22 protein-coding genes are annotated in these 25,314 nt (G+C 74.3%); 14 read left to right on the plus strand and 8 right to left on the minus strand.

The genetic code is table 11. The features are described from left to right. Positions 1-32 precede the first annotated feature (32 nt). Positions 33-1,733: a PucR family transcriptional regulator gene (locus tag FHU36_RS28115; RefSeq protein WP_185086799.1), complete on the minus strand. Its 1,701-nt coding sequence runs from the start codon at positions 1,731-1,733 to the stop codon at positions 33-35. 131 nt (positions 1,734-1,864) lie between these two features. On the opposite strand from FHU36_RS28115, the gene FHU36_RS46555 reads away from it, so the two are divergent. From FHU36_RS46555 to FHU36_RS28145, 6 genes are all read left to right on the plus strand, one after another. After that, positions 1,865-2,716 (plus strand): oxamate carbamoyltransferase subunit AllH family protein, encoded by an 852-nt coding sequence (locus FHU36_RS46555; RefSeq protein WP_185086800.1) that lies wholly within the window; start codon positions 1,865-1,867, stop codon positions 2,714-2,716. A gap of 22 nt (positions 2,717-2,738) precedes the next feature. Beyond that, on the plus strand, positions 2,739-4,169 hold the full coding sequence (locus FHU36_RS28125) for an AllF/FdrA family protein (RefSeq protein WP_185086801.1): 1,431 nt from the start codon (positions 2,739-2,741) through the stop codon (positions 4,167-4,169). Then, a complete protein-coding gene (locus FHU36_RS28130) occupies positions 4,166-5,557 on the plus strand; it encodes a YlbE family protein (RefSeq protein WP_185086802.1) in 1,392 nt (463 codons plus the stop codon). Before FHU36_RS28125 ends, FHU36_RS28130 begins: the two co-directional genes overlap by 4 nt. A gap of 143 nt (positions 5,558-5,700) precedes the next feature. Further along, positions 5,701-8,142 (plus strand): serine/threonine-protein kinase, encoded by a 2,442-nt coding sequence (locus FHU36_RS43790; RefSeq protein WP_221496606.1) that lies wholly within the window; start codon positions 5,701-5,703, stop codon positions 8,140-8,142. Between the two features lie 91 nt (positions 8,143-8,233). After that, a complete protein-coding gene (locus FHU36_RS28140) occupies positions 8,234-9,049 on the plus strand; it encodes an MOSC domain-containing protein (protein ID WP_185086803.1) in 816 nt (271 codons plus the stop codon). Positions 9,050-9,128: 79 nt separating this feature from the next. Continuing rightward, positions 9,129-10,394 carry an MFS transporter gene (locus tag FHU36_RS28145; protein ID WP_312891879.1) on the plus strand — a complete coding sequence of 422 codons (1,266 nt, stop codon included), beginning with the start codon at positions 9,129-9,131 and terminating at the stop codon, positions 10,392-10,394. 33 nt (positions 10,395-10,427) lie between these two features. On the opposite strand, the gene FHU36_RS28150 is transcribed toward FHU36_RS28145, so the two are convergent. Next, positions 10,428-12,077, minus strand: coding sequence for a bifunctional 3'-5' exonuclease/DNA polymerase (locus FHU36_RS28150; protein WP_376774158.1), 1,650 nt, complete (start codon positions 12,075-12,077; stop codon positions 10,428-10,430). A 20-nt stretch (positions 12,078-12,097) separates the two neighbouring features. Continuing rightward, entirely contained in the window at positions 12,098-13,600 is a 1,503-nt protein-coding gene (locus FHU36_RS28155) for a metallophosphoesterase family protein (RefSeq protein WP_185086805.1), read from the minus strand. A gap of 128 nt (positions 13,601-13,728) precedes the next feature. On the opposite strand from FHU36_RS28155, the gene FHU36_RS28160 reads away from it, so the two are divergent. Further along, complete coding sequence (locus FHU36_RS28160; RefSeq protein WP_185086806.1) at positions 13,729-14,145, plus strand: tetratricopeptide repeat protein; 417 nt, start codon at positions 13,729-13,731, stop codon at positions 14,143-14,145. 125 nt (positions 14,146-14,270) lie between these two features. Here the strand turns inward: FHU36_RS28160 and FHU36_RS28165 are convergent, their stop codons facing one another. Further along, positions 14,271-15,977 (minus strand): FAD-binding oxidoreductase, encoded by a 1,707-nt coding sequence (locus FHU36_RS28165; RefSeq protein WP_185087690.1) that lies wholly within the window; start codon positions 15,975-15,977, stop codon positions 14,271-14,273. A gap of 32 nt (positions 15,978-16,009) precedes the next feature. Between FHU36_RS28165 and FHU36_RS28170 the strand changes: the two genes are divergently transcribed. From FHU36_RS28170 to FHU36_RS28185, 4 genes are all read left to right on the plus strand, one after another. Continuing rightward, entirely contained in the window at positions 16,010-16,537 is a 528-nt protein-coding gene (locus FHU36_RS28170) for a TetR/AcrR family transcriptional regulator (RefSeq protein ID WP_185086807.1), read from the plus strand. Then, the gene (locus FHU36_RS28175; RefSeq protein ID WP_185086808.1) at positions 16,512-18,173 is read left to right on the plus strand and encodes a glycerol-3-phosphate dehydrogenase/oxidase; all 1,662 of its coding nucleotides are present in this window, start codon (positions 16,512-16,514) and stop codon (positions 18,171-18,173) included. Before FHU36_RS28170 ends, FHU36_RS28175 begins: the two co-directional genes overlap by 26 nt. Before the next feature lie 108 nt (positions 18,174-18,281). Next, positions 18,282-19,151: a sucrase ferredoxin gene (locus FHU36_RS28180; protein WP_312891880.1), complete on the plus strand. Its 870-nt coding sequence runs from the start codon at positions 18,282-18,284 to the stop codon at positions 19,149-19,151. 101 nt (positions 19,152-19,252) lie between these two features. After that, positions 19,253-19,564, plus strand: a complete 312-nt coding sequence (locus FHU36_RS28185; protein WP_101784355.1) for a WhiB family transcriptional regulator — start codon at positions 19,253-19,255, stop codon at positions 19,562-19,564. A 195-nt stretch (positions 19,565-19,759) separates the two neighbouring features. Here FHU36_RS28185 and FHU36_RS28190 read toward each other — a convergent pair whose 3' ends face one another. Both FHU36_RS28190 and FHU36_RS28195 read right to left on the minus strand, forming a co-directional pair. Then, positions 19,760-19,993, minus strand: coding sequence for a DUF397 domain-containing protein (locus tag FHU36_RS28190; RefSeq protein WP_113700679.1), 234 nt, complete (start codon positions 19,991-19,993; stop codon positions 19,760-19,762). Positions 19,994-20,107: 114 nt separating this feature from the next. Beyond that, positions 20,108-21,016: a Sco1979 family transcriptional regulator gene (locus FHU36_RS28195; RefSeq protein WP_185087691.1), complete on the minus strand. Its 909-nt coding sequence runs from the start codon at positions 21,014-21,016 to the stop codon at positions 20,108-20,110. A gap of 257 nt (positions 21,017-21,273) precedes the next feature. Here FHU36_RS28195 and FHU36_RS28200 point away from each other — a divergent pair, with 257 nt between their 5' ends. Next, positions 21,274-21,603, plus strand: coding sequence for an ATP-binding protein (locus FHU36_RS28200; RefSeq protein ID WP_185086810.1), 330 nt, complete (start codon positions 21,274-21,276; stop codon positions 21,601-21,603). Positions 21,604-21,681: 78 nt separating this feature from the next. Here FHU36_RS28200 and FHU36_RS28205 read toward each other — a convergent pair whose 3' ends face one another. Together FHU36_RS28205 and rsgA are read right to left on the minus strand one after the other, a co-directional pair. Continuing rightward, positions 21,682-22,308, minus strand: a complete 627-nt coding sequence (locus FHU36_RS28205) for a phosphoribosyltransferase (protein ID WP_185086811.1) — start codon at positions 22,306-22,308, stop codon at positions 21,682-21,684. Between the two features lie 127 nt (positions 22,309-22,435). Further along, complete coding sequence (gene rsgA, locus FHU36_RS28210; protein ID WP_185086812.1) at positions 22,436-23,563, minus strand: ribosome small subunit-dependent GTPase A; 1,128 nt, start codon at positions 23,561-23,563, stop codon at positions 22,436-22,438. 302 nt (positions 23,564-23,865) lie between these two features. On the opposite strand from rsgA, the gene FHU36_RS28215 reads away from it, so the two are divergent. Then, complete coding sequence (locus tag FHU36_RS28215; protein WP_246502589.1) at positions 23,866-24,414, plus strand: sigma-70 family RNA polymerase sigma factor; 549 nt, start codon at positions 23,866-23,868, stop codon at positions 24,412-24,414. Beyond that, on the plus strand, positions 24,411-25,178 hold the full coding sequence (locus FHU36_RS44945; protein WP_185086813.1) for an anti-sigma factor family protein: 768 nt from the start codon (positions 24,411-24,413) through the stop codon (positions 25,176-25,178). Before FHU36_RS28215 ends, FHU36_RS44945 begins: the two co-directional genes overlap by 4 nt. The last annotated feature ends 136 nt before the right edge of the window (positions 25,179-25,314 follow it).

Consider the following 25,314-nt stretch of genomic DNA (forward strand, 5'->3'; position numbering starts at 1 on the left):
GGCCCGGGGCCGTCCCCGTGCCGCAGCGCCCGTCAGATGCCGCGCATGCGCAGCACGTGCAGGGCGAGGGTCAGGTTGAGGCGCAGGTGGGGGTCGTCGGTGAAGCCGCCGAGCAGGCGCTCCAGCTTGCCGATGCGGTAGCGCAGCGTGTTGTAGTGGAAGTGCAGCCGGCGGGCCGTCTCGGCCACGTTGAGGTTGGTCTCCAGGAGCACCTGGAGGGTGCGTCGCAGGTCGGCGTTCTCGGCGTCGTCGTCGGTGGCCAGCGGGCCGAGGGTCTCGCGGACGAAGGCGTGCAGCTCGTCGGTGTCGTTCACCAGCGACAGCAGCCGGTAGACGCCGAGCTGGTCGAAGTGGGCGACCGCCCCGGGCCCATGGAGCTGGCGGCCGACGCGCGCCGCCTTGAGCGCCTGCGCGTACGCCTCGGGGAGCGTGTCGGCGCCCGGCGACGGGCGGGAGGTGCCGGTGGAGAACGTGACGGGCGGCGAGTCGGCGAAGGCGGAGGCGGCGTCCTTGGCCAGCCGGGCCGCGTCGACCGTCGCGCCGACGACGGCCACCACCTCGTGGGAGAAGCCTGCCACCGCGCCACGCGGGTCGTGCCTGCGGATCGCCGCGGTCCAGCTCGTGACGAGGCGGTCCTGGGCGCTGCGCTCGTCGCCGTCGGGGTCGAGCTCGGCGACGAGGACGGTGACGGGCCGTTCGAGGTCCCAGCCGAACGTCCTGGCCCGGGTGGTGAGCCGTTCGGCACCGCCGGCGCGGCCGGTGAGGACGTCGCGCAGGAAGTCGGCGCGGTACTTGCTCTCGACGGCGTTGACCGCCTCCTGCCGGGTGACGACGAGCGCGGCGACGGTGGCCGCGCGCTCCAGGATGCCGATGTCGCTGTCGCGGATCGCGCCCGACGGGCTGTAGGCGACGATCCGGCCGTGGTGGTGCCCGGCCGCGACCACCGGCACCGACACGAAGGTCCGCCCCCGGCCCCCCGGGGCCGCCCGGCGGGCCGGTGCCGGATTCTCGCTGCGCGGCGGGGTCGTGGCGACGCCCTGGGGGCGCGGTGGGGTCGTGGCGACGCCCTGGCGGCGCGCCGGAGTCGTGGCGGGGCTCTCGCGGCGGATCGACTCCCGCAGGACCGTCACGTGGTCGGGCGGGCCCGCCGCCGCGCGCACCCGCCCGCCGCCGTCCACCGCCGCGACCGCGACGTCGAGCAGCCCGGCCACCCCTTCGGTCACCTCGTCCAGCCCGCCGCCGGCCAGCACCACCTGCACCAGCGCCCGGTGCGCCTCCTCGGCGCGGGCGAGCACGGCCGCCTGCCGGTTGAGGATGTCGGTCAGCACCTGGTTGAGTATGTCGTCGAAGCCGACGTCGTTCGGCAGCAGGATGAGCGGAAACCCGAGCCGGTCGGCCTGCTCCACCATCTCGGCGGGCAGCTCGTCGACGTAGCGGCCGAGCTTGATCGCCAGCGCCGCGAGTCCCCGTTCGTCCAGGTCGGCCACCAGCCGGCCGAGCGACTGCGGGGTGTTGCGCAGCGGGTAGCCGGTGGTCAGCAGCAGCTCGTGCGGCTTGACCCAGGCCAGGATGTCGGGCACCTCCATGACGTTGAGGCGCTGCACGATGCGGCCCAGCCCGCTCTCCCCCGCGATCAGCCGCGCCTGCGCGAGGGTGGACACGCCGAGCACCTCGCCCACGGACACGCCATGAATGATCGTTCCCGTACTGGCCAGTCGGACGGGGGGTTCCATGGGGTCGATTGTGACCCCAGAAGCTGTCTGTCAGGAAGAGCCAACCTTCTCGCGCACTGTTGGCAAATTTCTCCGTACGGAGGGTTGAGGGGGCGTTCTACGGTCAGGTCCAGGCGCGACAAGGAGGTCCGGTGACCGTCGGTACCCATGCGAGACGGCCCCGCACGCACGTGACCGGTGCGGCGAGCGCGGCCGTGCGGCCGGTGCTGGAGGCGCCGCGGCGGCCCGCGCGCGTGCTCGCCGCGTTCCCCGCCGGCGTGTACCTGGAGGTCCGGACGGATCTGGAGCCCTCCGTGATCGCCGTCATCACCGGCGAGGCGACCCGGCTGCCCAACTCCGTGCTGCTCGCCGGCGACCTGCCGCACGTCACGGTCGGTGACGACGCCGCGGTGGGCGACGGCGTGATCCACCTGGGACGGCTGAGCCTGCGCGCCCGCCGCTGGTGGGACCCCACCCCGCCGCTCGGCCGGGTCGATCCGGCGCGGCTGCGCGAGGCCGCGCCCCACCTGGGCGCCGGCACCCCGGGGCTGGCCGGCGACCCGGCCGTCGACCTGCTGGCGGCGAGTTGCGCGAGCGGCCACCTGCTGGGCGTGCTGACGGCCGCCGAACGGCTGATGGGCCTCGGGCCGGGGCTCACGCCGAGCGGCGACGACGTGCTGGCCGGGCTGCTGGTGACGCTGCGCGGGCTCGGCGCGGCCACGGGAGCCGGGCGGGCCGTGCGGCTGGCCGGCTGGCTGGCGGCGACCGTCGCCTTCGACGCCCGTACCCGGACGACGCCTATCTCGGCGACGCTCCTGCACTGCGCCGCGCGCGGCGAGGCCTGTCCCGAGGTGGTCGCCGTGCTGCGCGGCCTGGCGGGCCTGCAGCCGCTGGAACCCGCGGTGCACCGGCTGCACCAGCTCGGCCACACCTCCGGCTCGGACCTGGCCCAGGGCATCGGCATCGGGGTGGACGCCGTCCTGTCCCTGGGCGCCGCCGGATGAGCCCGCGCGGGAGGGCGCCGCGATGACCCTCACCGACGTGGTCCTGGTGCGGCCGGGTGTCTATCACGACTCGGTGGCGCTCATGCGGGTGAGCCGGTCGATGCGGGAGCTGCCGGGCATGGAGGTGGCGCTCGTCGCCATGGCCACGGAGCTCAACCTGGCGCTGGCCCGCGACCTGGGCTTCGAGCTGCCCGCGGCCGGTCCCGGCGACCTGCTGGTCGCCCTGCGCGGCCGCGATCTGGAGGGCGCCGCCGAGGAGCTGGACCGCCGCCTGGCGCCGCTGTCCGGCGCGCGCGCCCGGGAGGCAGGCGGCGGGGGCGAGCAGCCGCCGCGCACCACCCGCTCGGCGGCCCGGCAGCCGGCGGACCTGGTGCTGGTGTCGGTGCCCGGCGAGCACGCCTTCGCCGAGGCGCTGGACGCGGTGCTGGCGGGGCTCGACGTCATGGTCTTCAGCGACGGCGTGCCCGTCCACCAGGAGGTCCTGCTCAAGCGGCTGGCCGACGAGCGCGGCGTGCTCGTCATGGGCCCCGACTGCGGCACCGCCGTGGTCGCCGGCGTGGGGCTCGGCTTCGCCAACGTGCTGCGGCCCGGCCCGGTCGGCGTCGTCGCGGCGTCCGGCACCGGAGCCCAGCAGGTCACCTCGCTGCTGGACCTGGCCGGCGTCGGGACCGGCCACGTGCTCGGGGTCGGCGGGCGCGATCTGTCGGCCGAGGTGGGCGGGCGTTCGACGCTGCGCGCCCTGCGCATGCTGGACGACGACCCGGCCACCGAGCTGATCGTGCTCGTCTCCAAACCGCCCGACCCGTCCGTCGCCGGGGCCGTACGGGAAGCGGTGGCCGGCCTGGGCACTCCGGTCGTGACCGCGTTCGCCGGGGAGCGCGACCTGACGGCGGCGGCGGAGGAGGCGCTGCGCGCGCTCGGCCGGCCGGTGCCCGCCTGGCCGCGCTGGCCCGCCGGACCGCCCGCAGCGGGCACGCACGGGTCGCGGCCGGAGGGCCGTGACGAGCCACGGCCGGCAGGCCGGAACGGGTCACGGGCGGAGGGCGAGCGGGGCGGGAGGCTGCTCGGCGTCTACGCGGGCGGCACCCTGTGCACCGAGGCCCGGCTGATCGCGGGACGGGGCGAGTTCACCGACTACGGCGACGACGCCTACACGCGAGGCCGCGCCCACCCGATGATCGACCCCACGCTGCGTCTGGAGGCGCTCTCCCGCGCCGAGCCAGGGGACGTGGTGCTGCTCGACGTGGTCCTCGGCCACGGCGCCGACCCCGACCCGGCCGCGGCCCTGGCGCCCGCCCTCGCGCGCTGCCCGGCGACGGCCGTCGTCGCGCTGGTCGGCACCGAGGGCGACCCGCAGGGGCTGCACCGCCAGGCGGAGGCGCTCGCGCGGGCGGGGGCCACCGTGTTCGCCTCCAACGCCCAGGCCGCCCGGTACGCGAAGGACGCGCGATGACGCTGCTCTCCGGCCCGCCCCACGTGATCACGGTCGGCGCGGGACTGCTGCGCGAGTCGCTGGCCGCCCAGGCCGTCACGACGACGCCGGTGGACTGGCGGCCGCCGCTGCCCGGCACCGAGGGGGCCCTGGCGCGGGTGCTGGCCGATCCGCGGCTGCCCGCCGCCAACGAGCGGGCCGTCGCCCGGCTGATCTCCGCGCGTCCCGTGCTGTCGGCCGTGCGGCGGGCGTCTGAGGTCCTGGAGCTGGGCGGCATGACGTTCCTGCACGCCGGGCCGCCCATCACCTGGGAGCGCGCTTCGGGGCCGCTGCGCGGCGCGCTGATCGGCGCGATGCTGCTGGAGGGGTACGCCCACGACGAGGAGGACGCCGAGCGCAGGCTGGCCTCCGGGGAGGTGCGTCTGGAGCCGTGCCACCACCACGGGACCGTCGGGCCGATGGCGGGGGTGGTCAGCCCGTCGATGTGGATGTTCGAGGTCCGCGACGCGGAGCACGGCGGGGTGGCGTACTGCTCGCTCAACGAGGGCCTGGGCAAGGTGCTGCGCTACGGCGCGTACGGCCCGGAGGTACTGGAGCGGCTGGGCTGGATGGACCGCGTGCTCGGCCCGGTGCTGTCGGCCGCGATCGAGCTGGCCGGGCCGATCGACCTGCGCGGCATGATCGCGCAGGCCCTGCAGATGGGCGACGAGCTGCACAACCGCAACCGCGCCGCCACCTCGCTGCTGCTGCGCGAGCTGGCCCCCGCCGTGGTGGACGCCTCGCCGCGCGACGCCGCCGAGGTGCTGAGGTTCGTCGGCGGCAACGACCACTTCTTCCTCAACGCCGGCATGGCCGCGGGCAAGGTGGCCACGGACGCGGCCCGGGGCGTGCCCGGCTCGTCGCTGGTCGTCGCCATGGCGCGCAACGGCACGGACTTCGGGGTGCAGGTGTCGGGGCTGGGCGACCGGTGGTTCACCGGGCCGGCGGGAGTGCCCGACGGGCTCTATCTCGGCGCGTACGGGCCGGCGGACGCCAATCCCGACATCGGCGATTCGACGATCACCGAAACGTCGGGGCTGGGCGGATTCGCGATGGCGGCGGCCCCGGCGATCGTGCGATTCGTGGGCGGCGAGGTGGCGGACGCGGTGGCGGCCACGCGATCCATGTACGAGATCACGCTTGCCGAGCATCCGGCGTTCCAGATCCCGGGGCTCGGATTCCGCGGCACGCCGGTCGGGATCGACGTCACGCTGGTCGCCAGGACGGGCCTGCTGCCCGTGGTCAACACCGGTATCGCGGGGCGGCTGGCCGGCACCGGCCAGGTGGGCGCGGGCCTGGTGAGACCGCCGGTGGAAGCGTTTACCGCGGCATTGCTGGCCCTCGCCGAATCGGCGAAAGATCCCCTTTAGTAGCGATATTTCCGCACGTCAAGTCACTTGTCAGGAGTGGTCGGCTTCCGTTCCCGAATAGCATGCCTATATCGTGTCGAACCTCATAATCGGGAAGTATGGCGCGACGCACGTGACCGACGAGGCGGCAGATAGGGGCGGACATGGCAGCCGACCGCGTGCTCAGCGGGCCCGGCGCGGAGGGGAACGCGGCGCAGAGCCCGGCGACCGGCACGGGGCGCCTCATCGGCCGGCGCTACCGGCTGATGTCGCCGGTGGGCCGGGGCGGCATGGGCATGGTGTGGCACGCGCACGACGTGCTGCTCGACCGCGCCGTCGCGGTCAAGGAGCTGATCCTGCCGTTCGGGCTCGACCACGCGGGCAAGCAGGTCGCCCACCGGCGCATGCTGCGCGAGGCCAGGTCGGCCGCGCGGCTGACGCACCCCGGCATCGTGACCGTGCACGACGTGGTCGAGGAGGACGGCCGGCCGTGGATCGTCATGGAACTGGTCCGCGCGTGGTCCCTTGAGCAGGCCGTCCGGCAGAGCGGCCCGCTGCCCGTCCTCCAGGTCGCCGAGATCGGCATCCGGGTGCTGGACGCGCTCCGGCACGCGCACGCGGCCGGGATCCTGCACCGCGACGTCAAGCCGGGCAACGTGCTGCTCACCTCCGACCGGGTGGTGCTGACCGACTTCGGCATCGCCGCCATCGAGGGTGACGTCACCATCACCCAGACCGGGCTGCTCATGGGGTCGCCCGCCTACGTGCCACCGGAGCGGCTGTCCGGCCAGCCGATCACGCAGGCGGCCGACCTGTGGTCGTTCGGCGCGACGCTGTACGCGGCCGTGGAGGGGCGGCCGCCGTACGAGGGGCCCGACGCGATCGCGGTGCTCGGCGCGGTGCTGACGCAGGAGCCGACCAGGCCGGAACGCGCCGGCGGGCTGCTGCCCGTCATCGAGGGGCTGCTGCGCAAGAACCCGGCCGAACGGCTGACCGCCGAGCAGGTCGGCGACGCCCTCGAACGGGTGCTGCACGTCCACGGCTCCGCGCGGCCGCGCACCCCCGACGCCCCTGCGCCGCTGCCGAGCCGGCAGGACCTGCCGGCCGGGCTGCCGGAGGCGCCGTCGGGGCCGATGCCGTCGCGGATCGTGGAGACGCCGTCCGGGCCGGTGCGGGTGCCGTACGACCCGCTGGAGGGGCAGTCGGACGGGTACGAGGGACTGTCCGGGGCCGCGGCCGGCCCCGCGGAACGATTCGACGCGTTCGCGAGCGCGTCGGGGCCGCTGCGCCTGCCCGAGTCGCCCGACGGCCCGCACGAACCGGGCCGGGGACCGCTGACCGGCCCGCCGGGTGACCACGACCACACCACGGGCGGCTACCCGTCACGCGACCTCCCCTCCGGCGCCTACCCCTCGCAGGACCGCTCCTCCGGCGCGTACCCCTCACGCGACCTCCCCTCCGGGACCTACCCGTCGCACGATCTCGCCTCCGGCGCGTACCCATCGCGCGACCTCCCCTCCGGGACCTACCCCTCGCACGACCTCCCCTCAGGCGCGTACCCGTCGCACGACCTCACCTCCGGCGCGTACCCCTCGCAGGACCACGCCTCCGGCGCGTACCCCTCGCACGACCTCACCGCCGGCGCGAACCCGTCGCGGGACCCGTCCGCCGGGGCGCGTCCGGGGCCGGCCGGCGGTTCGCCGTTCGGCGCGTCGCCGGGGCTGCGGGTCGTACCGGACCTGCCACCGGACCCGCCCGTCTCCCCTGGCGCTCTCCCGGCCCCCGGCCGCCCCGGGACGGCCGGTTCGCCGCCGCCGATCCTGCCGCTGACCACCGGCAGCCGCGCCGCCCTGTGGCCGCTGCCCTCGGATGACGACCTGCGCAACCACTCGCGTGACCTGTCGCGCGAGGTCTCCGGTGGCCGCCTGGCCGCGCCGCCCTCCGCAGGCGACCGCCCGGCCAAGGGCAGGCGCGTACCCGGGGAGCAGGGCAACGGCTGGGTGCGCGACGGCAGGCCCACACCGCGCCTGATCGTCACCGCCGTCGCGGCCGTGAGCGCCGTCACCGCGGCCACGGTCTTCTTCGCCTTCTCCGGCGGCGACCCCGCCCCGCAGGCGGGCACCCCCTCGGCCAGCGCCGAGGCCCCGGCCCAGCCGCTGCAGGCGGTGGCCGTCCCGGACGGCTACAAGGAGCACGCCGCCGCGGGCTTCACCGCGGCCGTGCCCGACGGCTGGAAGGCGACGACGTCCGGGGACGAGGCCACGTTCACCGGCCCGAAGGACTCGGGCGTGCGCTTCCTCGTCCAGCAGGCCACGCCCCAGCCCGACGGCGGCCTGGCCGAGCTGACCCGCGCCGAGGCGGACGGCGGCGTCGAGAGCTACATCCAGGTACGGCTGCAGGCCGCGCAGTTCCGCACCTGGAAGGCGGCTGACTGGGAGTACACCTACACCCGGTCCAACGGCGTCCCGATGCACGCCATGACCCGCTACGTCACCATCGACGACGGCACCGCCTTCAAGATCACGTTCGACATGCCGGAGCTGGCCTGGGACGACCAGGCCGAGGCGCGCAAGGTCTTCCTCGACACCTTCCGCCAGACCACGTGACGCCGGACCACGTGACGCCGGACCACCAGACGCCGGACCACGTGATCGGGGCCGGATATCCCGCCGGAGCCGGGTGGGGTACGGTCGGCCCATGAGGCTGGCCAGTATCCACCGCTATCCGGTCAAGTCGACCACCGGGCACGCCCTCGCGCGGGCCGAGGTGGAGCCCTGGGGGCTGGCCGGTGACCGGCGCCACCTCGTCGTGGACGAGCACGGCGCGATGCTGACCGCGCGCAAGCACCCCCGGCTGCTGGCCTGCGTTCCGGAGCTGGACGGCGACACGCTCGTCCTCACCGGCCCGCACGCGCCGCCGCTGCGGGTCGTCCCCACGGCAGGCCGGTCCACGGTGGAGGTCTGGCGTAACCAGGTCGAGCTCACCGACTGCGGCGACGAGGCCGCCGCGTGGCTGTCGGCGCTGCTCGACCGGCCCGCCCGGCTCGCCTGGCTGGACGACCCCACCCGCCGGCCGGTCAACCCGGACTACGCGCGCGACGGCGACCGTGTCAGCCTGGCCGACGCCTTTCCGCTCCTGCTGACCACGACGGCCTCGCTCCACCGGCTCGACGACTGGATCGCCGAGACCGCCGCCGAACGCGGCGAAGAGCCGCCCACGCCGCTGGACATGCGCCGGTTCCGGCCGAACGTGGTGGTGGACGGCGTGGAGACGCCGTTCGACGAGGACTCCTGGAAGCGGGTCCGGATCGGCGAGGTGGACTTCCGGGTGGCCAAGGGCTGCGACCGGTGCGTCCTGCCGACGATCGACCCCGTCACGCTCGCCCCGGGCAAGGAGCCGACCCGCACCCTCGCCCGGCACCGCAGGTGGGACGGCAAGGTGTGGTTCGGCGTCAACCTCATCCCCGACGCGCGCGGCGTCATCGCGCAGGGCGACCCGGTCACCGTCCTCTGACCCGGCCCGGCGGCGGGCGCATCAGGAAAGGCCCATGTCCTCTTTGGGAGGATCTCAGGGCCTATGGGAGACTTCACGCGTGACGAGCGCCCCCACGAAGTCAGCAGTTTCGTCCAACGACCGCATCCGCACCGTCCAGCGCCGCACCCTGACCGTGCTGTCGGCCGCGCAGATCGTGGGAGGCGTCGGCGTCGCCGTGGGCCTGGCGCTCAGCTCCGTGGTGGTGGACGAGCTGTCCGGGTCCACGGTCATCAGCGGGTTCGCGGGCACCGCCACCGTGCTGGGCGCGGCGCTGCTGGCGCTCCCCACGGCCAAGGCGGCCGGGCGGGGCGGCCGGCGGATGGGCCTGGCGCTGGCGTACGTGGCGGCGCTGCTGGGCTGCGCGCTGTCCGTCGCCGCCATCACGATCCACAACTGGCCGCTGCTGCTGGCCGGGCTGGTGCTGGTGGGCGGCGGGAGCGCGGGCAACCTGGCGGCGCGCTACTCGGCGACCGACCTGTCACCGCGGGGACACGCCGGCCGGCACCTGTCGCTGGTGGTGTGGGCGGCCACCGTCGGCTCCGTCGCCGGGCCGAACCTGGCCGAGCCGGCCGACCGCATCGGCGTGGACGCGGGCCTGGTGGCGAAGGCGGGGCCGTTCGCGTTCGCCGCGCTGGCGTTCGCCCTCGCCCTGCTGATCATCGTGGCCGGGCTGCGGCCCGACCCGCTCAAGCTGGCGCGCGAGCGCGACGGCGCGCCGCCCGCGTCGGCGACCGGGCGCAGGACGCTCCGGCGGGCCTGGAAGACGTTGCGCGCCACGCCGATGGCCCGCAAGGCGCTGGTCACGATCGCGGTCAGCCACACCGCGATGGTCTCGGTCATGTCGATGACGCCGGTCAAGCTGCACCACGACGGGTCCAACCTGGACGTCATCGGCCTGGTGATCAGCCTGCACATCGCCGGCATGTACGTCATGTCGCCGGTGGTCGGCTGGCTGGCCGACAAGGCGGGGACGGTGCCGGTGCTGCTGATCGGCATGTCGCTGCTGCTGGCCGCCGCGGTCCTGGCCGGCACGGCGGGCCACGACGTCCGGCAGATCACCGCGGCGCTGGTGCTGCTGGGACTCGGCTGGTCGTGCGGGCTGGTGGCGGGGTCGGCACTGGTCAGCGAGTCGGTGGCGGTCGAGGGGCGGACCGCGGTGCAGGGACTGTCGGACCTGCTGATGAACGTCTGCGGCGCCACCGGCACGGTCGCCGCGGGCGCCATCGTGGACCGCCTCTCGTACGGCACGCTCGGCATGGTGGTCGGCGTGATGGTGGCGGCGACCGGCCTCTGGCTCGCCGCCACGCACCGCCGCGCCGCCTGATCCCGGGCCCCGGCGTCGCTCACCTGGCCGCCGTCACTTGGCGTCGGCGTAGCAGGTGACCGCGACGGCCTCCATCGGGAAGCGCACCGGTGTCGCGCCGAACATCAGCCGCGTCGCCTCGGCGGCCGCCGCCGAGACGGCGTCGATCACCTCCTGCGCCTGGTCGAGCGGGCAGTGCACCATGACCTCGTCGTGCTGGAAGAACACCAGCCGGGCCGGCTCGGGCAGCAGCCCGCGCAGCACCGCCATCAGCGCCAGCGCCCACTCGGCGGCGGTCGCCTGGACGACGAAGTTGCGGGTGAAGCGGCCGCGGTCGCGCGCCGCCCGGCCGCCCTCGGGCCCGGCGACGAGCTCCTTCCACCGCTCGGACGGCGGCGGGCTGGTGCGCCCGAGCCAGGAGCGCACCAGCCGGCCATCCTCGCCGGCCTTGGCGGCGTCCTCGACGAACCGGTAGGCCTGGGGAAAGCGCTGGCGCATCATCGCCAGCAGCTTGGGGGCGTCGCCGCTGGTGCCGCCGTACATGGCGGACAGCATCGCGATCTTGGCGTTGTCGCGGTCGCCGCCGAACGCCTGGGCCAGCGCGGAGTAGAGGTCGATCTCGCCCGCCGCCCTGGCCAGCCCCACGTCGCCGGCCATCGCGGCGAGCACCCGGGGCTCCAGCTGTGCGGCGTCGGCGACGATGAGGGTCCAGCCGTCGTCGGCCACGACGACGCGCCGCATCACCTTGGGGATCTGCAGCGCCCCACCGCCCGAGGTGGCCCAGCGGCCGGAGACCACGCCGCCCACCACGTATTCGGGCCGGAACCGCCCGCCGCGCACCCACTGGTCGGCCCAGGCCCAGCCGTGGAAGCTGTGCAGGCGCGCCAGCTCCTTGTAGGCCAGCAGCGGCTCGACGGCGGGATGGTCGAGCCGCCTGAGCTCCCCGGACCGGGTGGTCTTGAGCGCCACGCCCGCGCCCTTGAACGCCTTGACGAGCTGCTGCACCGAGTCGGGGTTGACCACGTGGCCGAAGGCGGCCGCCACCTCGTCGGCCAGCGCCTGCAGCCTGGCCGGGCGCATGCCGTGCACGGGGCGCGGCCCGAGCAGCTCGGTCAGCAACGCGTCGTGCACGTCACGCCGCCAGGGCATGCCGTCGTGGCCCATCTCGGCGGCGATCAGCGCCCCCGCCGACTCGGCGGCGACCAGCAGCCGGAACCGCCCCGGGTCGGGCAGCGCCTCGACGCGCCGGAGCTGGTCGGCCAGCACCTCGGCGACGGCGGGAGCGTCGAGCGGCTCGGGGGCGAACAGCGTGCCGGGCATGCTGGGCTGCTCGTCGGGCACCGGCCGCCCGTGGAGCCGGGCGTGGGCCGCCCTGGCCGAGCGGGGCTCGCCGTGGCGGCCCTCGCAGGCGAGCAGCAGCCCCTCGGTGAGCGCGAGGTCGTGGCAGCGCGAGACGCGCACGCCCGCGTCGAGCAGCGGCGGGTAGGCCTCGCGGGTGTCGGCCCACACCCATCGCGGCCGCCCGGCCGGCGGCCCGCCTCCGGACACCGCGGCCGGACCGGCCCCCGCCTCCAGCTCGCGGACGGCCCGCGCCAGGTGGGCGGGCCGCCGGACCGCGCCCTCTCCGGCCGGGGCCGGGCCCGTGACACCCGCAGGGGCGGAGGGAACCGGGAGGACGGTCTCTCCCGCCAGCACCACGTACACGACCCCAGCGTGCCAGGCGCCTACGACAGACTGATGACGACCTCGTCCTCCACCGGCGGCTCCACCTCCTGCGCCAGGCAGCCGGTCGCGGCGAAGCAGCGGATGGTCAGCGTCTGCGGCGTCACCGACAGCCGCAGGAACTGCTTGAAGAACGGCGGCTCGTCCCAGTCGGAGAGCTCGGACAGATACTGCTGGAACACCCTGTCCACCGGCAGCCGGAACGGCCACGGCCAGGCCCCGAGCAGTCGCGCCGCCCACCGCATGCGGCGGGTGATCCGCACCGGGCCCTCGACGGGACGGACCGGGGTGTTGCCGACGTGCTGGGCAGTGACACAGGCGGCCTCGGCCGGGGTGAGTGAGAGCCACTTCATCCGCAGCCGCCGGGCGTAGATGTGGCTGTAGAACGACAGCGAGTCGCCGCGCAGCGGGTAGCACCTGAAGTCGTCCTCCCGCACGCCCGCCACGTCCACCCGCCGGATGGTGTGGGTGGCGTGCATGAACGCCCCGCCGCCGCCGGAGACGACGTACTGGATCACCCGGTCGCCCACCCGCACCGGATAGCGCTGGTAGTTGTGCACGTCGCCGCCGATCGCGGCGACGTAGCGGTGGGCCGGGTCGCGCACGATGTCGTCGATCGTGCCGCCGTCCTCCAGCGACGACGGCTTGTGGACGTTGCCGGTGTAGATGGGCTTGCCGGTGAGGAGGACCTTCGGCCGCGGGTCGCGCGACACCTCGCGCAGCCACGCCGCCTGCCGCCGGTCGATCGTGTTGCGGATGCCGGTGTCGACGCCGACGATGAGCAGGCTGTCGCTCTCGATCACCCAGTACGGTCCCGGCTGCGCGGCCGGCCCGGCCGCCTGCTGGGCCGGTTGCGCCCGCAGCTTGCGCGCCTCGGCCAGCCGCGTCTCGTCGACGGGCTCGGGCTTGCGCCACAGCACCCCGCGCAGCCATCCGCTGTCGGGCTCCGGCCGCAGCGCGGGGGCGTCGCAGAAGACGCGCATGAAACCGCCCAGGCCGTCGTACCAGTCGTGGTTGCCGGGGATGGCGTAGATGGGGGCCGGATAGTCCTGGTACGGCCGGAAGAACTTGTCGCCGTACTCGTTGCCCGATCCCGCCGGATAGACGACGTCGCTGGCCACGACGGCGAACGCCGTGCCCTCCCCCGCCCTGAGCATGCCGGGCACCACGGCGTACTGGGAGGCGTCGCCCTCGCCCGTGTCGCCCAGCAGCAGGAAGTCGAAGCTCTCGCCGAGGCCGGGGCGGATGCGCTGCCCGGGGTCGGCGCCGCGCGCCTGCTGCCCGGTGACCCACCGCTCGCGCACCTCGCCCGAGGGGTCGCCTAACAGGCCGGCGACGATCTCGTTGCGTGAGCGCCACAGGGTGCGCGGGCTGAGCCAGGTGAAGCCCCGCCGATGGGGTCTGAGCCGTTCGAACGTGCCGATCTGCTGACAGCGCCATCCGGCGCCCTCCTCCGAGACCCGGGAGGAGAGCTGCTTTCCACGTTCGGCCGCGACGTCCACCATGTCCATATCTTTACGGCGATCTTCCCCACTCGCATCCGAACGCTGCGTGCTGTGGTGGACACAGAAGGTTCACTATGGTGTAGCCTCACGGCCCAAGCAAGCGGTTGTCGGCCGCGGGAGGGGCTGCCATGGCCCGGAACGGTTCGGACGATGCGACGCGGCGAGACCTCCAGGAGGTGGACGCCATCGAGGGGCTGCTGGCGTACGCCCAGACGCGGTCACGCTGGAGCCGCGCCGCCGTGGGGAGCGTCAGGGAGGCGGTCCGGCGCAGCCGGGCGCTGGCGGGCGCCGACCCCGGCAGGCACACCCCGCTGCTCGCCCGCTCGCTGCGGGCGGCGGCCTGGCTGATGCTCAAGCGGGGGCGGCCCGGCGAGGCGCTGCCGCCGGCGGCGGAGGCGGTCGCGCTCACCAGGCCGGCGGGCGGGGCGCCGCTGGTGGTCTGCCTGGTGTGCCTGGGTGACGTCTACCGGGCGCTGCGCCGCTACGACGAGGCGGCGGCGGCCCACCGGGAGGCCGAGACGACGGCCCGCGCCGACCCGGGCTGACCGCACCGGCGACGGCGGGCCACTCCCCCGACGCTGGCCCGCGAACGTCGCGCGCGACCCGGAGACCCCGGAGCGCCCGGCGCGGGCGTCGGGCGCCCGGTGGGGGCGCCCGGTGGCGGCGCCCGTCAGGGGATCAGGACGCCCGGGTTGAGGATGCCCGCGGGGTCCAGCCGGTCCTTGACCGCCCGCAGGATCTGCACGCCCACCGGCCCCAGCTCGGCCGCGTACGCCTCCCGGTGGTCGCGTCCCACGCCGTGGTGGTGCGACACGGTGCCGCCTGCCTCGACGACGGCCGCAGTGGCCGCCTCCTTCGCGCGGGCCCACTGCTCCACCGGGTCGCCGCGCTGCGCGGTCACCACGGTGAAGTAGAGCGAGGCGCCGGTCTCGTACACGTGGGAGATGTGGCACATGACCAGCGGCGAGCCGAGCGCCCCGTGCAACGCGAGCCGCACCGCGTCGTACAGGCGCGGCAGGCCCGACCAGAACCCCGCCGTCTCCAGCGTCTCCACCGTCGCCCCGGCGGCCAGCAGCGAGTCGCGCAGGTAGGGGGCCGAGAAGCGGCCGTGCTCCCAGGACCGTCCCGGCTCCTCGCCGAGCGGCTCGCCGCCGAGCCGGGTGAGCACCGCGGCCGCCCCGGCCCGCACCGCCGCCACGGACGCGCCCTCGTAACCGGCGATCACCAGGCACCCTCCCGGCGCGCCACCGCTCCCACTCCCACCGGTCCCGCCGTCGGCACCATGACCGCCGTCAGCACTACGACTGCCGTGACCGCCGTCGGCAGCGTGACCGCCGTGAGCACCGTGACCGCTGCCGACACCGGTCCCGCCGTCAGCACCGTGACCGCCGGAGGCGCCGATGGCGTCCGGCTTGGCCAGGCCGACCATGGTCTCGGTCTCGTCCGACAGCCGCACCACGGTGGGCAGCGGCCCCTCCTGGGCCAGCGCCCGCAGCGCCGCCGTCCCCTCGGCGAAGGAGCCGAACCGCCAGCCCTCGTACACCTTCTCGGCCGGCGCGCGCCGCACCCGCAGCCGCAGCGAGGTGATGACCCCGAAGGCGCCCTCGGAGCCGAGGACGAGCTGCCGCAGGTCGGGCCCGGCCGCCGACTTGGGCGCCCGGCCGAGCTCCAGGGTGCCGGTGGGGGTGGCCACGGTCAGGCCGGCGACCATGTCGTCGAACCGGCCGTAGCCCGCCGAGGCCTGCCCGCTGGAGCGGGCCGCCGCGAAACCGCCCAGGGTGGCGTACTCGTACGACTGGGGAAAGTGCCCGAGGGTCAGCCCGTGCGCGGCCAGCAGCCGCTCGGCCTCCGGCGCCCGCAGCCCCGGCTCGAACGCGGCGACCATCGACTCGGCGTCCACCGAGAGCAGCCGGTCCATCCGGCCCAGGTCGAGCGCCACCACTCCGGCGAACCCGGCCCGGGAGGCGACCAGCCCGCCCACCACGGAGGTGCCGCCGCCGAAGGGCACCACCGCGATCCGTTCGCGGGCGCACAGCGCGAGCAGCTCGGCGACCTCCTCGTGCGAGCCGGGCAGCACGACGGCGTCCGGCGCGTCGAGGCCGTCGCCGGCGCGCATCAGCAGCAGGTCGGGGGTGGACTTGCCGCGCGCGTGCCGGACCCGGGCCTCGTGCGAGGTCAGCACGTGCGGGCCGCCCACGACGCCGCCGAGCTCCTCCAGGAGGGCGGCGGACAGCGAGACCGGCGCCAGCCGTACATCTTCCAAGGGGACCGGAGGCGTCTCGGGCGAGCGCACGCCCAGCAGGTCGCGCAGCAGCGCCCTGACCGGCTCGGGCAGTTCGCGGGCGCGGGCGGGGTCTCCCCAGCCGGACCACAGCATGGGTTCACGTGTCACGCCCTACACTGTGACATATGACGTCGATTCGTCACAATGACGGCGTCCTGGACGCGGCACTGGAGTGCGTGCTGGCGTACGGGGTGCGGCGGACCACGCTCACCGAGGTGGCCCGCCGGGCGGGGGTGTCGCGGATGACGCTCTACCGCCGCTGGCCCGACGTGCGCTCGCTGGTCGCCGACCTGATGACCCGCGAGTGGCTGCGAGCGGTCGAGGACCTGGACCTGGCCGATCCGGTGGCCGCCGTGGTCGAGGGGGTACGGCGGCTGCGGGGGCACCCGCTCTGGCGCAAGATCGTGGAGGCGGACCCCGAGCTGCTCCTGCCGTACCTGCTACACCGCCGGGGCGCCACCCACGAGGCCGTCCTGGGCGTGCTCGAACGCGCCGTCGGCGACCCCGCCCGCGCCAGGGCGGTGCTGCTGGTGGCACAGGCGTTCCTGATGTCGGCCCCGACCATGACCGGACCCGTGACGCTCGACGACCTCGACGCCGAACTGACGGCACTGCTGGAGGGATACCTTGGACAGCCCGATCGACCCCGCTAGCTCGCTCAACGCCACGCGCCGGGCCCGCGAGCTGCGCCGGGCCGCCGAGGAGCGCGTCGACGTGCTCGTGGTGGGCCTGGGCGTCACGGGCGCGGGCGCCGCGCTCGACGCCGCCTCGCGCGGGCTGAGCGTGACCGCGATCGACGCGCACGACCTGGCGTTCGGCACGTCGAGGTGGAGCTCCAAGCTGGTGCACGGCGGCCTGCGCTACCTGGCCAGGGGCCAGGTCGGCGTCGCCCACGAGAGCGCGGTCGAGCGCGGCGTCCTGCTGCGTCACACCGCGCCGCACCTGGTGAAGGCGCACCCCTACCTGCTGCCGCTCACGCCGGGCGTCTCCCGCGGCCAGGAGGCGCTGGTGATGGCCGGCTACCGCATCGGCGACGGCCTGCGCGCCGCCGCCCGCACGCCGCGCCACCTGCTGCCCGGCCCGGCGCGGCTCGACACCGCGCGGGCGCGCCGCCTGGCGCCCTTCCTGGAGCCGGACGGCCTGCGCGGCGGCCTGCTGTCATGGGACGGGCGCCTGCTGGACGACGCCCGCCTGGTCGTGGCCGTCGCCCGGACGGCCGCCGCGCACGGGGCGAAGATCCTGACCCGCTGCCGGGCCCTGGAGCTGACCGGCCACGGCGCCCGGGTCCGCGACGAGCTGACCGGCGAGGAGTTCGGCGTCCGGGCCAGGGTCGTCGTCAACGCGACCGGCGTGTGGGCCGGCGGCCTCGACCCGCGCGTGCGGCTGCGCCCCTCCCGCGGCACCCACCTGGTGCTCCGGCCGGGCACCGTGCCGGGGCTCACCGCCGGGCTGCACCTTCCCGTGCCCGGCGAGCGCAACCGGTTCGCGCTGCTGCTGCCCCAGCCCGACGGCCGCGCGTACGTGGGACTCACCGACGAACCCCTTGACGGGCCCGTGCCCGACGTCCCCCAGGTGCCCGAGGAGGACGTCAGAGCGCTCCTGGACGTCCTCAACGGGGTGCTCGGCACGCCGGTGGGCCGGGAGGCGGTGGCGGGGGCCTACGCGGGCCTCAGGCCGCTGCTTGCCGCCGACGGCCGCGACGCCCGCGGCGCGACCGGCCGTGCGCCGGGCCGCACGGCCGACCTGTCGCGCCGGCACGCCGTCCTGTCCGGCGACGGTCTCGTCACGGTCGTCGGCGGCAAGCTGACCACCTACCGCCGCATGGCCCAGGACGCGGTGGACCGGGCGGTCGCGGAGGCGGGGCTCGCGGCGGGTCCCTGCCGTACGGCCCGGCTCCCGCTCGTCGGCGCGCCCGGCGCCGAGCGCGCGCGGCACGCGGCCGGGCGAGGCAGGTGGGCGGATCTGGGGGCGGATCTGCGTGCGGGCAGGTGGGCGGAGGTGTGGACGGGGCTCCGCACGGGAGGCCGCGGGAGGCGGCGGGCCGAGGGCGAGGGCGTCCCGGCGCGGCTCGCCGAGCGCTACGGCTGCGAGGCCGCGGCCGTCCACGACCTCGTCCGGGCCTACCCGGAGGAGGTGGGCCTCGGCCTCACCAAGGGCGAGCTGCTCTGGTCCGTCCTGCACGAGGGCGCGCTGGACGAGAGCGACCTGCTCGACCGGCGCACGAGGATCGGCCTCGTCCCCGAGGACCGCGAGGGTGCCCTGCGCGCCGCCCGTGACACGCTGGGCTGAACCGCCACATCTCAACCCCCAAACCGTTAGGTTAGTCTTACCTAATCTCGCGAAGGGGGAGCGTTGGCCAGGAGTTGCGGACATCCGGACGGCTGCCATACCGGCGCCGTGCCCACGCTGGCCAGTGCCACCGTGGGGGCCCGGTTGTGGCTGCTGGTGGAGTACGCGGGCCCGTGGCCGTCCCATCTGGAGAGTTTCGACCTCCCCGAGGACGTTTCCGAGCTTGTCCGGCGGGCCCTGGACCGCGGCGTCCGACCCCAGCTCATCCGCCGCCCCGGACGTCGGGCCCGCCAGCGGGAGCAGGGGATGCGTGTGCTAGTCGCCCACGGCGAGGGCCCCGCCCCGTGGCTGGCCTCGGGCTTCGTCGCAGGTCCGGACGATCTTGACCTGGACGCGCTGGTGGCGGGAGTGGTCCCGGAGTCCTGCATACTTGAAGACGAGCCGGTATTTCTGGTCTGCACGCACGCCAAGCGCAATGCGTGTTGTGCCCGCATTGGACTACCCCTCGCCCGGACCCTGGCGGAAAACCTGCCCGGCCGGGTATGGGAAACGTCACACGTTGGTGGCGATCGGTACGCCGCCAACCTCGTGTGCTTGCCACACGGAATTTTCTACGGCAGCATGTCTCAGGCTGCTGCGATCGCAGCGGCGAACGCGTACCGGTCGGGCGAGGTCATCCTCGACCGTTTCCGGGGACGCGCAGGCATCCCTGAGCCATTGCAAGCCGTCGAGCACTTCGCCCGAGCCCATACGGGAGAGTGTTCCGTCGGCGCAGTGGCCGTGGAATCCTCCAGGTCGGACGGGGACGTCACCGAAGCCATCGTGCGCTGCGGCGACACCCGGCTGCAGGTTGTGGTTGAGCCATCGGCGTTCCGAGCGCCGTGTGGCACGGCTTGCGCCGAGACGATCACTACCTACCGGCTGGTTTCGCTGGACAGGCTCACGCCTGTGCGGTATGCCACGCCGGCACTCACCTGACCAAGGGAACATCACGGCCCCGCCTTGCGTTGGAACAGTGACGCCTAAAGCGTCCAATGCGGCCCAATTACCGAAATACCTCTCACGAAGGTGGTTTTCTCATGTCTCAGGTACGTCGGCAGCTCGCCCGCCCGCGCCCCAGCTGGGGTTGGCAGGATGATGCCGCGTGCCGGGGTGAGGACCTCGTGCTCTTCTTCGGCCCCGACGGGGAGCGGCAGCCCGAGCGTGACGTACGCGAGCGCAAGGCCAAGGCCATCTGCGCCCAGTGCCCCGTCCGCACCGAGTGCCTTGACTACGCGCTGTCCCGTCCGGAGAAGTACGGCACGTGGGGTGGCCTGAACGAGGACGAGCGCGCCTCCGAGCGTCGCCGTCGCATGCGCCGCGCCGCCAGCGCCGGCATCTCCGCCGCCTGACACCCGGCAGACCGAGCACCGCGTGATCCCGTAGTTGTCCCGATGAACCGAGTCCTGGCCAGCCACGTCCAGTCCTCGGCGAACCCGGTCGGGACAACCGCCTGATCAGGCGACACTCAACCCCCGAGCACGCGAAGAGCCCGGCGTCACCCTCGACGCCGGGCTCTTGTACGTCCGTCCCCCTCCGGTCCTCTGTCAGACGATCAGGTCGTCGAACTCCCCGTCCTTCGCCCCGAGGACGAACGCGGTGATCTCGGCCCGCGTGTAGACGAGTGCCGGGTCGTCCGGGAAGCGGGAGTTGCGCATCGCGATCTCCCCCGTGGGCAGGGTCGCCACCTCGACGCAGTTGCCGTTGGGGTTGCTCCGCCTGCTCTTGCGCCAGACGACGGGGAGGTGACCTGCGGGCGTTCCGTTGCGGAACTCATGCATGGAAGAAGCTCCTCGGCTTACAAATGCACGTGCATCCGTGCTTTGCGACGTGAGGATACGACGTCTCGGAGCTGGCCATATGCCACATGACGAAAAATGCGGGTATGGGGTGAATCACAGTGAGGGGAGCAGCCGCTCCAGGTACCTCCTGGTGTCGGCCGGCGACTCGGCCTGGATGCTCAGCCGGTCCATCACCTGCATGTAGTGCTCCGACTCGGCCGGCTTGTCGAGGTAGAGGGCGCTGGTGAGCTGCTCCATGTACACCACGTCGGGCAGTTCGCGCTCGGGGAAGCGCAGGATGCTGAACGCCCCGCCCGCCGCCGCGTGCCCGCCCCGGTCGAACGGCATGAGCTGCACGGTGACGTTACGCTGCGCCGTCATCTCCAGCAGGTGCTCGATCTGGGCGCGCATCACCTCGGGGCCGCCGGGGCTGCGCCGGACGACGGCCTCGTCGATCACCGCCCACAGGGTGAGCGCGTGCTCGCCGGCCAGCCGGCGCTGCCGCGTGGTGCGCAGCGTCACCCGGCGGTCGATCTCCTCCTCCGGCGTGCGCTCGTGGGCCAGCCTGATCACCGCCCTGGCGTAGCGGGGCTCCTGGAGCAGGCCGGGCACGAACTGGTTCTCGTAGGTACGGATGACCGAGGCCGCGCCCTCCAGCCCGATGTACACCTCGAACCAGCCGGGCAGCAGGTCGCCGTACTTGTGCCACCAGCCGGGGGCGTTGGCCTGCCGGGCCAGCCCGATCAGCGGAGCCCGCTCGGCCTCGTCGATGACGCCGTACAGGGTCAGCAGGTCGGCCACGTCGCGTTCCTTGAAGCTGACCTGGCCGAGCTCCAACCGGCTGATCTTGGCATGGGACGCGCGAATCGCGTACCCGGCGTCCTCTCGCGAGATACCCTTCTCCGTGCGGAGCCTGCGCAGCTGGGTGCCCAGCAGGATGCGCAGGACCGTGGGACTCCCCTGCGAATAGCCGAGGATGTTCCCCTCCGCACTCTGTGCGCTCACCACTGTCTCCCAGATCATCTGCACGTGCAGATGCGATTTGCATCTGTAAACGACGAAAAGTCTTGCATTGGTTAGCGCATCCCGTAAAGATGTGTCTGGATCACCTAAGACCGCGCTTCGGGGGCCTTTGCATGACGACTTTCGACGCCCGGCCGCAAGCCCCCTCTGGTGCCCGGCCGCCAGGATGGCTGTCCGCCATTCTGCTGGACGGGCGACACGCTTCGTGCGACGCGATCTTCCCGTCGGCCGAGTTAGGACTGATGGAGCCCGCGTGTGTGGCGTCGGCCAGGCGGTTCGTCGACCGCACACTGACCGGGTGGGGAGCCGACCGGGTGGCCTTCGAGGCGCAGCTCGTGGTCTCCGAGCTGGTGACCAACGCGATGCGACACGGCGGCGGCGTGGTCCAGCTCCGCCTGCTCGGACACGGACCCGAGCTGGCCTGCGTGGTGACCGACCACAGCCGGGTGCCCCCGATCGCCGCCTCCCCCGACATCTTCGCCGAGTTCGGCCGCGGGCTGCGGCTGGTCGAGGCCCTGTCCACGAACTGGGGCTGGATCATCGCCGGCACCCGCGACAAGCTCGTCTGGGCCGTGCTGGCGGCCTAGGCAGCCGGCGCCGGCGTGCCGGGCCCTCGACCGGCCACCGGTCCTGATACGGATGACGGTCCCAGGTCCGCGCGGGCTTCACGCCTCGGCCAGCAGGCTCAGCACGTCGGCGTCGGTCAACTGCTCGAAGCGCTCGTACCACTGCCCTACCGCGCGGAAGTCGGCGGGCACAATCAGGACCACCACCTCGTCGGCCTCCTCCCGCATGGCCTCGACGGTCTCCCGCGCCCCGACGGGCACCGCCAGCGTCAGCCGGCCCGGCCCGCGCGCCCGGACGGCTCTGAGCGCGGCCCGCGCCGTGCCGCCGGTGGCCAGCCCGTCGTCCACCACGATCACCTCGCGTCCGGCCAGGTCGGGCAGCGGGCGCTCGCCCCGGTACACCTCGACCCGGCGGGCCAGCTCCCGCCGTTCCTCCGCCACCACGCCCGCCACCGACTCGGACGTCATGCCCAGCCTGCGCAGCAGGCCCAGGTCGAGCACCGGCTCACCACCCTCGGCTATCGCGCCGACGCCCAGCTCGGGGGACGGCGGATAGCCGATCTTGCGGGTGACGAGCACGTCGAGGACGCCGCCCAGCCTCCGGGCGACCGGCAGCGCCACCGCCACACCGCCGCGCGGCAGGGCCAGCACCACCGGGTCGCTGATGTGCCGGAGCCGCTCGGCCAGCAGGGCCCCGGCTTCGGCGCGGTCGGCGAACACGTCCATGTCCTGGTCCTACCCGCCCCGCGCCCCTCCTCGCCACCACGGGCGTGGCAGCCGCGCGAACCCCGGCACGACCGCCCCCGCCGATGCGAGAGCGGTCGTCGGACGACCGCTCCCACACCCGGCGCGGTCAGGGGCGGTTGCGGCCGGCGCGGCGCATCTCCTTGTGGATGATCTTCCACTTGTCGCGCTGCTCGGCGCGCAGCCGCGCGTCGGTGCGTGCGGCCATCCAGGCGGCCTCGCGCTGCAGCTTGCGCCAGCTCTGCAGCCGTCGCTCGGGCAACGTCCCGCTGTCGAGCGCCTCCAGCACCGCGCAGCCGGGCTCGCTCTCGTGCCCGCAGTCGTGGAAGCGGCACTGCGCGGCCAGTTCCTCAATGTCGGAGAAGACCAGGTCGACGCCCTGGTGCATCTCGTACAGGCCCACCCGGCGGATGCCGGGGGTGTCGATGACGAGCCCGCCTCCCGGCAGCGGGATGAGCTCCCGGTGCACGGTGGTGTGACGACCCCGGCCGTCGGCGGCGCGCACCTGCTGCGTCTCCATCGCCTCGCCGCCCGCCAGCGCGTTGACCAGGGTGGACTTGCCGGCGCCGGAGGGGCCGAGCACGACGGCGGTGCGGGACCCGTCGAGGTAGCCGCGTACCAGCTCGACGCCGTCGCCGAGCAGCGACGAGACGGCGTGCACGTCGACGCCGGGCGCGGCGGCGCGCACGTCGGCGAGCAGGTCGTCCAGGCCGTCCTCGAAGAGGTCGGACTTGGTGATGAGCACGACGGGCGTGCCGCCCGACTCCCAGGCCAGCGCGACGAGCCGCTCGATGCGGCCCAGGTCGGCGAAGTCGGTGGAGTGCATGGACGGCTCGGCCACGAAGACGACGTCGACGTTGGCCGCGAGCACCTGGCCCTGGCCGTCGCCCGACAGGCCGCCGCGCGAGTCGCGGCTGACGCCGCCCCGGACGAACGCGGTGGTCCGCGACAGCACGGCGTCGAGCTCGTAGCGGCCCTCGGGCAGCGCGGCCAGCGCGACCCAGTCGCCGACGCACGGCAACGCCACCGGGTCGGCGGCGGCCGACCGGCGGATGTGGGCGGCGTAGCGGGCGTGGTGCTGGCCGTCGGCCGCGATCACCTCGGCGGAGCCGCGGTCGACGCGGGCGACCCGGGCGGGAACGGTGCCGGACGGCAGCTCGGCGGCGCGGGCGCCGGTCCAGCCGAGCAGGGAGAGATCGAAGGACGAAAGATCGGAAGACGAAAGGTCGGAAGACAACGCGGTGAGTCCTCTGGTCGAGAAGGAAGACCGGGTGGCTCAGGCAGGCACCCGGAGGTGGACGGACGGCATGCTGAAGCAGACCCGCATAGTCCCCACCTCCCCGCTTCTCGACGGACGCGCTCTTCGGCTCGTCGCGGAGACTCTACGCACACTTGCCTCCCGGCCGCAATCCCATTTTTCTGCGCGCCTGGTTGAACCCCGCCCGAGGCCCCGGCCGTACCCCCTGCCGACGCACTCGAGAAAGGGGAATGATGCGCACCAGCACGTATCCCCCGCCCTCGCCCGAGGGAGCCGCTCCGATGGGAAAGCCACGACTGAGCCATTGGATCAGGCGCGTACGACCGGATGACGACCTCGTCGTCTCGGCGCTCTACCGGGAGTACCACCGGCCGCTGCTGGCCTTCGTCGCCCGGCTGACCGGCGGCGACCGGCAGTGGGCGGAGGACGTCGTCCAGGAGACCATGATCCGCGCCTGGCGCAGCGCGGAGCGGCTGGACCCCGCCTCGGTCTCCCTGATGCCCTGGCTCGCCACCGTGGCCAGACGTATCGTGATCGATGACCGGCGGCGCAGGAACGCCCGCCCCCGGGAGTCGAGTGACGGGCCGCTGGAGAGCGTGCCCATGCCCGACGAGGTGGACGGAATGCTGCACCAGGTGGTCGTGACCGATGCGCTGAGGGCGCTGTCGCCGGCGCACCGCGAGATCCTCAACGAGACCATCCTGCGCGACCGGTCGGTCAACGACGCCGCGCGGGCCCTCGGGATCCCGGTCGGCACGGTCAAGTCGCGTGTCTACTACGCGGTGCGCGCCCTGCGCATCGCACTGGAGGAGAGAGGGGTGACGGCGTGACGTCGCGCGTGGAGCACACCGATGTGGGCGCCTACGCCCTCGGGCTCCTGGAGGAGGACGACAAGCGGGCCTTCGAGGCGCACCTGTACGTGTGCCCGGCGTGCCGGGCGGAGCTGCAGGACCTGGCCGGGGTGGCCATGGCGCTCGACGGGCTCGGCCCGCTGGAGGACGAGCCGCCGGTCCGCCGCGCGGGGACGCGGAGCGAGCCGCACGGTGACGCACGCGGTGACACGCGCGGTGAGGCTGAGGTGGTCGACCTCATGCGGCGCAGGCGGGCGGCCGACCGGCGCACCCGCCGGGGCACGGTCGTGATCGGCCTGGCCGCAGCGGTGACGCTGGTGGCCGGGGGGCTGACGGTCGGCATGCAGCTGAGCGGCGGCATGTCCGCGACGCAGGTCGCGACAGGGCAGGACCCGCACATGGGGCCCGCCGAGCAGTTCTACGCCGACGGCAGCCCCGTGGCCGGCGTCGGCGTCGGCGGGGTGAACGGGGGACTCGTCGTGGAGTCGAAGGCGTGGGGCACCCATGCCGCGCTCCGGCTGGCCGGGGTGAAGGGGCCGCTGGAGTGTGAGCTGGTGTCGGTGTCGAAGGCGGGGGTGCGGCGGGTCATGACGGGGTGGTCGGTGCCGCCCGCCGGTTACGGGGTCCCGGGGCAGCCGCAGCCCCTGTACATGCACGGGGGCAGCCCGTCGCCGCTGGCCGAGATCGACCGGTTCGAGGTGGTGACGACGACGGGGAAGAAGCTGCTGACCGTGGAGGTCTGAGCTCTCGGAGATGCCCTCTCACCTGAGGTGAGGGGGCATTTTGCGGTTCCGGGGCCCGGCGTTGAACCCGGCGGGGGGCGGGCCCCGTACTGCCTGCCATACGAGCCGGAACACCCCAGCCCCCGAGAGGTTCCCG

This window comes from Nonomuraea muscovyensis (assembly GCF_014207745.1).
Classification (GTDB): domain Bacteria; phylum Actinomycetota; class Actinomycetes; order Streptosporangiales; family Streptosporangiaceae; genus Nonomuraea; species Nonomuraea muscovyensis.

What these genes read in the sequence shown, in the direction of transcription:
- FHU36_RS28115 (WP_185086799.1), bottom strand. Translation starts at nt 1,733, where the DNA reads ATGGAACCCCCCGTCCGACTGGCCAGTACGGGAACGATCATTCATGGC.
- FHU36_RS28125 (WP_185086801.1), top strand. Translation starts at nt 2,739, where the DNA reads ATGACCCTCACCGACGTGGTCCTGGTGCGGCCGGGTGTCTATCACGAC.
- FHU36_RS28130 (WP_185086802.1), top strand. Translation starts at nt 4,166, where the DNA reads ATGACGCTGCTCTCCGGCCCGCCCCACGTGATCACGGTCGGCGCGGGA.
- FHU36_RS43790 (WP_221496606.1), top strand. Translation starts at nt 5,701, where the DNA reads ATGGCAGCCGACCGCGTGCTCAGCGGGCCCGGCGCGGAGGGGAACGCG.
- FHU36_RS28140 (WP_185086803.1), top strand. Translation starts at nt 8,234, where the DNA reads ATGAGGCTGGCCAGTATCCACCGCTATCCGGTCAAGTCGACCACCGGG.
- FHU36_RS28155 (WP_185086805.1), bottom strand. Translation starts at nt 13,600, where the DNA reads ATGGTGGACGTCGCGGCCGAACGTGGAAAGCAGCTCTCCTCCCGGGTC.
- FHU36_RS28160 (WP_185086806.1), top strand. Translation starts at nt 13,729, where the DNA reads ATGGCCCGGAACGGTTCGGACGATGCGACGCGGCGAGACCTCCAGGAG.
- FHU36_RS28165 (WP_185087690.1), bottom strand. Translation starts at nt 15,977, where the DNA reads ATGCTGTGGTCCGGCTGGGGAGACCCCGCCCGCGCCCGCGAACTGCCC.
- FHU36_RS28170 (WP_185086807.1), top strand. Translation starts at nt 16,010, where the DNA reads ATGACGTCGATTCGTCACAATGACGGCGTCCTGGACGCGGCACTGGAG.
- FHU36_RS28185 (WP_101784355.1), top strand. Translation starts at nt 19,253, where the DNA reads ATGTCTCAGGTACGTCGGCAGCTCGCCCGCCCGCGCCCCAGCTGGGGT.
- FHU36_RS28190 (WP_113700679.1), bottom strand. Translation starts at nt 19,993, where the DNA reads ATGCATGAGTTCCGCAACGGAACGCCCGCAGGTCACCTCCCCGTCGTC.
- FHU36_RS28195 (WP_185087691.1), bottom strand. Translation starts at nt 21,016, where the DNA reads ATGATCTGGGAGACAGTGGTGAGCGCACAGAGTGCGGAGGGGAACATC.
- FHU36_RS28205 (WP_185086811.1), bottom strand. Translation starts at nt 22,308, where the DNA reads ATGGACGTGTTCGCCGACCGCGCCGAAGCCGGGGCCCTGCTGGCCGAG.
- FHU36_RS28215 (WP_246502589.1), top strand. Translation starts at nt 23,866, where the DNA reads ATGGGAAAGCCACGACTGAGCCATTGGATCAGGCGCGTACGACCGGAT.